This is a genomic window from Shigella sp. FC1567 (assembly GCF_001743015.1).
Lineage (GTDB): Bacteria > Pseudomonadota > Gammaproteobacteria > Enterobacterales > Enterobacteriaceae > Escherichia > Escherichia coli.
Genome location: NZ_MIIV01000344.1, coordinates 21,623 through 28,102 on the forward strand (window position 1 = coordinate 21,623; position 6,480 = coordinate 28,102).

Annotated in this window: 8 protein-coding genes and 2 pseudogenes; 3 read left to right on the forward strand and 7 right to left on the reverse strand. The window is 46.6% G+C overall.

The genetic code is table 11. The features are described from left to right. Positions 1-71 precede the first annotated feature (71 nt). The 6 genes from ridA to bdcA all read right to left on the reverse strand — a co-directional run bounded on the left by ridA (position 72) and on the right by bdcA (position 3,597). Positions 72-458 carry a 2-iminobutanoate/2-iminopropanoate deaminase gene (gene ridA / locus BHE85_RS17510; protein ID WP_004988646.1) on the reverse strand — a complete coding sequence of 129 codons (387 nt, stop codon included), beginning with the start codon at positions 456-458 and terminating at the stop codon, positions 72-74. Between the two features lie 72 nt (positions 459-530). Continuing rightward, on the reverse strand, positions 531-992 hold the full coding sequence (gene pyrI / locus BHE85_RS17515; protein WP_000148581.1) for an aspartate carbamoyltransferase regulatory subunit: 462 nt from the start codon (positions 990-992) through the stop codon (positions 531-533). A 12-nt stretch (positions 993-1,004) separates the two neighbouring features. Continuing rightward, positions 1,005-1,940, reverse strand: a complete 936-nt coding sequence (gene pyrB, locus BHE85_RS17520; protein WP_000013046.1) for an aspartate carbamoyltransferase — start codon at positions 1,938-1,940, stop codon at positions 1,005-1,007. A gap of 3 nt (positions 1,941-1,943) precedes the next feature. Continuing rightward, positions 1,944-2,078, reverse strand: a complete 135-nt coding sequence (gene pyrL, locus BHE85_RS17525; RefSeq protein WP_001296693.1) for a pyr operon leader peptide — start codon at positions 2,076-2,078, stop codon at positions 1,944-1,946. 279 nt (positions 2,079-2,357) lie between these two features. Then, positions 2,358-2,753 (reverse strand): RidA family protein, encoded by a 396-nt coding sequence (locus BHE85_RS17530; protein ID WP_000230279.1) that lies wholly within the window; start codon positions 2,751-2,753, stop codon positions 2,358-2,360. A 130-nt stretch (positions 2,754-2,883) separates the two neighbouring features. After that, positions 2,884-3,597 carry an SDR family oxidoreductase gene (gene bdcA, locus BHE85_RS17535; protein WP_000500702.1) on the reverse strand — a complete coding sequence of 238 codons (714 nt, stop codon included), beginning with the start codon at positions 3,595-3,597 and terminating at the stop codon, positions 2,884-2,886. A 70-nt stretch (positions 3,598-3,667) separates the two neighbouring features. Between bdcA and BHE85_RS17540 the strand changes: the two genes are divergently transcribed. The 3 genes and pseudogenes from BHE85_RS17540 to BHE85_RS17550 all read left to right on the forward strand — a co-directional run. After that, on the forward strand, positions 3,668-4,261 hold the full coding sequence (locus tag BHE85_RS17540) for a TetR/AcrR family transcriptional regulator (RefSeq protein ID WP_001319729.1): 594 nt from the start codon (positions 3,668-3,670) through the stop codon (positions 4,259-4,261). Positions 4,262-4,405: 144 nt separating this feature from the next. Further along, positions 4,406-4,858 (forward strand): toxin-antitoxin biofilm protein TabA, encoded by a 453-nt coding sequence (gene tabA, locus BHE85_RS17545; protein ID WP_000583467.1) that lies wholly within the window; start codon positions 4,406-4,408, stop codon positions 4,856-4,858. A 122-nt stretch (positions 4,859-4,980) separates the two neighbouring features. Then, positions 4,981-6,134 (forward strand): annotated as a pseudogene (locus BHE85_RS17550) (DNA-binding protein); the annotation flags it as partial. A gap of 13 nt (positions 6,135-6,147) precedes the next feature. Here BHE85_RS17550 and BHE85_RS17555 read toward each other — a convergent pair. Continuing rightward, positions 6,148-6,480 (reverse strand): annotated as a pseudogene (locus tag BHE85_RS17555) (IS1-like element IS1X2 family transposase); the annotation flags it as partial.

Genomic DNA, 6,480 nt, shown 5'->3' on the forward strand with positions numbered 1-6,480 from the left:
TAGCGCATCAGGCGATTTTGCGTTTGTCATCAGACTTAATCCGGGCATGATAGCCCGGATTTCCATCAAGATTAGCGACGAATAGCGATCGCTTCGATCTCAATCTTTACGTCTTTCGGCAGACGGGCAACTTCAACGCAAGAACGTGCCGGGAAGGTGGCGTTGTGTTCGGTGAAGAAGGCTTCGTAAGTGGCGTTTACGGTTGCGAAGTCGTTCAGATCTTTTACAAACACGGTAGTTTTAACGATGTCGCCCACTTTCAGACCAGCGGCTTCGACGATCGCTTTTACGTTATCCAGCGACTGACGTGCCTGTGCAGCGACGTCTGCCGGTACTTCGCCCGTTTTCGGATTTACCGGGATCTGACCGGAGGTGATGATCATATTTCCCAGATCAACGCCCTGTACGTAAGGACCGATAGCTGCTGGTGCATTTTCCGTCGCGATAGTTTTGCTCATGATTTCTCCTTTATTACAGCGGTAAAAAGTCTGGCTCATTATAGGGAGCCAGACTTTTATTACCAACCGCAATTAATTGGCCAGCACCACATTATGGGAAAACTCTTTTTCACAGTATTTGCATTTGAGCGCGATGTCATTGGCGCGTTTTCGCACGGCAAAGCTGGATGAAACCGGTTCGGCATGGCTGATACAGTTGCTGTTCGGGCAGACCAACACATTGTCGATGCGCTCTGGCAGACTGGGGCGCGATTTACCCACCACTTCATAGTTGTCGATACGGTTAACCGTGGCTTGCGGCGCATACAATGCCAGTTGATCTACCTGATCTTCACTCAAAAAGGTATTTTCGATTTTGATCAGATCTTTGCGGCCCATCTCGCCAGAAGGCAGGTTCAGACCAATGGTGATGCGCTGATCCGTTTCGGTCAGCTTGAACAGACTCAACAGCTTAAAACCGATCTGGGCGGGGATATGGTCAATTACTGTGCCGCGTTTAATAGCTTCAACCTGCAATTTATTATCGTGTGTCATCTCTATTTCCCCTTACAGTACCAGATCGCGATTCAGAACCAGTGCCAGTAACGCCTGGCGAGCGAAAATCCCGTTGCCTGCCTGCTGGAAGTACCAGGCGTGTGGCGTTTTATCAACATCCGTCGCAATTTCATCAACACGCGGCAGCGGATGCAGTACTTTCATATTGGCTTTGGCGTTGTGGAGATCGCTGGCGCGAAGAACAAACTGCGCTTTCACGTTGGCGTATTCGGATGGGTCCAGGCGCTCTTTTTGCACGCGGGTCATATACAGGATGTCTACTTCCGCCATCACTTCTTCAATAGAGCTGTGCAGACTCCATGCGATCCCTTTTTCATCGAGCATATCCAGAATGTATTGCGGCATTGCCAGCGCGTCCGGCGCGATGAAGTAAAAACGGTTGCCGTCGAACTTCGCTAACGCCTGAGTCAGGGAGTGAACGGTGCGGCCATATTTCAGGTCACCAACCATTGCGACGTGGAGATTGTCCAGACGCCCCTGGGTTTCCTGAATAGTGAATAAGTCCAGCAAGGTTTGCGTCGGATGTTGGTTGGAGCCATCACCGGCATTCAGTACCGGTACATTGCCGGAAAACTCGGTGGCCAGGCGCGCCGCACCTTCCTGCGGATGACGCATCACTATCGCATCGACGTAAGTGCTGATAACCGAAATGGTATCGGCCAGCGTTTCGCCCTTTTTACCCAGTGATGTATTGGCGCTGTCGGAGAAGCCCACCACGCTGGCACCCAGGCGGTGCATGGAAGTTTCGAAAGAGAGGCGGGTACGGGTAGAGGCTTCGAAGAAGCAGCTGGCAATGACTTTGTGCTTCAACAGCTCTGGTTGCGGGTTTGCTTTCAGTTTTGCCGCTGTTGCCAGCACCAGATTAAGGTCATCGCGACTAAGGTCGTTTATGGAAATGATATGTTTCTGATATAGCGGATTAGCCATCTTTTATCTCCTGACGCCTGGGCAAAAAAAAGCCCCTCGATTGAGGGGCTGGGAATGGGTGATCAACGGGAAGAAAAACGGCAGGCCAGCGTCTTTTTTCAGACGCGGTAAGACAAAATGTCGAACACACTGAACCATACATCCTCCCGGCAAATTGTCCGGCATTATACTCATCGTCAGAAGCGGTGCAAGCAATTGATGCAATATTTTGTCAGCGCAAACGGTTTATTTGAATTTAAAGTTAAAATATATGCATTTTTATTTACTGTGATTCTGGGGGGAACTGTCGTTCGGTATCAATAATTGCAGACATTTCCTGCTTTTTTCTTTTTCACTTTCACGCAATCAGATATGCATTTTATTCCATTCATCCGACTTATAGGGCGGAGTGTGAAAACGAACGGCTAGCACTATTGCTTAGAGCTCAGGGATGCGCGCTATCACTTTAATTTCAAAATCAAAGCCTGCCAGCCATGTAACGCCCACCGCCGTCCAGGTTGGATAAGATGGCGCGCTAAATATTTCATTTTTCACCGTCATGATGTCTTCAAATTGTTTTTCTGGATCGGTATGAAAGCTCGTAACATCAATGATATCGTCAAAAGTGCATCCCGCAGCTGCCAGGGTCGCATGCAAATTATCAAAGGCCAGTCTGACTTGTTGCTGAAAATCGGGTTCTGGTGTTCCGTCCTCTCGACTTCCTACTTGCCCGGAAACAAACAGCAAATCGCCGGAACGAATAGCCGCAGAATAACGATGCTCAGCATACAGTGAATGTCGTCCAGCAGGGAAAACAGCGGTTCTTTCTACCATTTGGTTATCCTCAAGATTTACGACATGAACAGAAGATTTATATTTACCAGGAGCCGCTTTTAGCGGACGACGTGAGTAAACAAAACCCAGACATCATGGGAAATGGCTGGGCTTAATTGAGCGTAGTCGGTTATGCGCCAAACGCGCCATCAATGGTATGCATCGCGCCGGTAACAAAACTGGCTTCTGGCCCTGCTAACCATGCGACCATACCAGCGACCTCTTCCGGTTGCCCATGTCTTTTGATGGCCATAAAACTATGCGACATATCGCGCATTGGCCCGTTGGCGGGATTAGCGTCGGTATCAATTGGCCCTGGCTGGACGACGTTGATGGTGATCCCACGCGGTCCGAAATCACGGGCCAGCCCGCGCGCCATGCCTTGCAGGGCAGATTTACTGGCGGCATAAGCAGCCATGCCTGCAACAGGCATACGATCGCCATTCACGGAGCCGATGATTAAGATGCGTCCGCCTTCGGGCATCTGCCGGGCGGCTTCAACAGAGGCATGGTAAGGAGCATGAATATTGATTTTGAAAAGGCGATCAATATCGTCGGCATTTAATTCCAGGGCATCGCCAAAGACGCCAATACCTGCATTTACCACCAGGATATCCAATGCGCCGCTCTTACGAACGACATCAATAACAGCGTCTTTGTCAGCACTATCTGTGAATACTGCTGTCGCTCCAGTCTCTTGTGCCAGGCGTTCAGCGGCATCTTTCGACCCCGCATAGGTGAATCGTACATTGGCCCCATCGGTGACGAAACGACGTACGATAGCGGCACCGATTCCACGGCTACCACCGAGGATGAGAACTGTCTTACCTGTAAAAGCGCCCATAAGGACTCCTTGATTTATTATGTAACATGCATTACAAAACTGTTTTAACTTTCTGTCAACAAGTTTTGTAATGGTCACTAAAAAACAATCTCGCGTTCCAGGTCGTCCCAGACGTTTCGCTCCTGAGCAGGCAGTCTCTGCGGCAAAAGTGCTTTTTCACCAAAAAGGTTTCGATGCTGTCAGTGTTGCTGAAGTTACTGATTATCTTGGTATTAACCCCCCGAGCCTCTACGCGGCTTTTGGCAATAAGGCTGGGTTATTTAGCCGTGTACTCAATGAATATGTCGGTACGGAAGCTATTCCGCTTGCCGATATTCTTCGTGATGATCGTCCGGTAGGGGAGTGCCTGGCTGAGGTATTAAAAGAAGCGGCGCGCCGATATAGCCAAAACGGCGGCTGCGCTGGCTGTATGGTTCTTGAAGGCATTCATAGTCATGATCCACAAGCGCGTGATATTGCCGTTCAATATTATCACGCCGCAGAAACGACCATTTATGACTATATCGCCAGGCGGCATCCACAAAGCGCACAATGTGTGACTGATTTTATGAGTACCGTGATGTCAGGGCTTTCTGCGAAGGCACGGGAGGGGCACTCCATCGAACAACTCTGTGCAACAGCTGCACTGGCGGGGGAAGCGATAAAAACTATTCTCAAGGAGTGATGCGGGCCTTGACCCGAAAGGCGGGAACGCGCCTGCCGATAAGTTGTGATAAGACAATAATTCACGCGTTAAGGCTAGCGGAATTGATCATCTTTTCGTATAACGATGGAAATGAAACGTTGTTTTAATTAAGGAGTGGAAAAGATGATCATCGGAAATATTCATAATCTTCAGCCGTGGCTACCCCAGGAGTTACGCCAGGCGATTGAGCATATCAAAGCACACGTTACGGCAGAAACGCCAAAGGGCAAGCACGATATCGAAGGCAATCGTCTGTTTTATCTTATCTCGGAAGATATGACCGAGCCGCACGAAGCTCGCCGTGCGGAGTACCATGCCCGCTATCTCGACATTCAGATTGTGTTAAAAGGTCAGGAAGGCATGACCTTCAGCACGCAACCTGCAGGCACCCCGGATACCGACTGGTTAGCTGATAAAGACATCGCATTTTTGCCGGAAGGCGTTGATGAGAAAACAGTTATCCTTAATGAAGGTGATTTTGTTGTGTTTTATCCGGGGGAAGTGCATAAACCGCTGTGCGCAGTGGGCGCGCCAGCCCGGGTTCGCAAAGCAGTAGTGAAGATGCTGATGGCGTGATGACTTTTCGCCGTAAATAACTCCAGGTTTACGGCGAGTTTGTGAAAAGAGCGTTTTTTGATATTTTTTTGTGAGTAAAATTTGTAATGCTTAGACGTTCTTATTAACTCAAGGAGTTCGTCATGAGCAAAATATCAGATTTGAATTATTCTCAACACATTACATTAGCCGACAATTTTAAACAAAAAAGTGAAGTTTTAAATACCTGGCGTGTTGGAATGAATAATTTTGCCCGTAATGCCGAGGGGCAGGATAACACAAGAAATATCCTTGATCCTAAGACATTTTTGGAATTTTTGGTAAAAATATTTACTCTAGGTTATGTGGATTTTAGCAAACGCTCCAACGAAGCGGGAAGAAATATGATGGCTCATATTGAGTCCTCATCTTATATCAAAAATAATGATGGCAGTGAGATAATAAAGTTTGTTATGAATAATCCTGAAGGGGAACGAGCGGATTTATCTAAGGTGGAAATAGAAATCACACTTTCCACTTTCACTACTATGGGGACTCGTCAAGGACATACGGCTATTATATTTCAACAACCTGATGGTTCGACTAATCGTTATGAAGGAAAGTCCTTTGAAAGAAAAGATGAGAGTTCATTACACCTGATTACTAACAAGATTCTGGCATGTTACCAACGCGAAGCTAACAAGGAAATAGCTCGTCTATTAAATATTTCACAGGAGTTAAATAATTCTCAGGACTTGAATAACTCGCAGGTGAGTTGTAAAGATTCAGTTGATTCTACGATTACGGATTTATTAGAAAAACCATTGAATAATGCATTATTAGCAATAAGGAAAGAACATCTGCTATTAATGCCTTATGTATGTAATGAATCGATTTCATACTTGCTTGGTGAAAAAGGGATACTGAAAGAAATAGATGACCTTAACGCAGTAAATAATTATCTTCTTAATAATAAGAAAGCTACTGACAATGAAATTAATGACATCAAAGTTAACCTGTCTCATATTCTTATTGATTCCTTAGATGATGCAAAAGTTAACCTTACACCGGTCATCGATTCTGGATGACTTTTTTAAAATCCCCATATATTAATGATGTAAGAATACTGGATTGGTGTTTTAATAAAAGAATGCAATATTTTGGTGATTCTGAAAAGATAAAGTATGCATGCTCCGTGATAAATCATATTGATTTTAGCCGCGATCAATCTAAAGATTTTAGCTGCGATCAATCTAAAATTAAAATAGCTGAGACCTTATTTTTCAATCTCGATAAAGAACCCTATAAAAATAGCCGGTAATGACTCCAACTTACTGATAGTGTTTTATGTTCAGATAATGCCCGATGACCTTGTCATGCAGCTCCACCGATTTTGAGAACGACAGTGACTTCCGTCCCAGCCTTGCCAGATGTTGTCTCAGATTCAGATTATGTCGCTCAATGCGCTGAGTGTAACGCTTGCTGATAACGTGCAGCTTTCCCTTCAGGCGTGATTCATACAGCGGCCAGCCATCCGTCATCCATACCACGACCTCAAAGGCCGGCAGCAGGCTCAGAAGACGCTCCAGTGTGGCCAGAGTGCGTTCACCGAAGACGTGCGCCACAACCGTCCTCCGTATCCTGTCATACGCGTAAAACAGCCA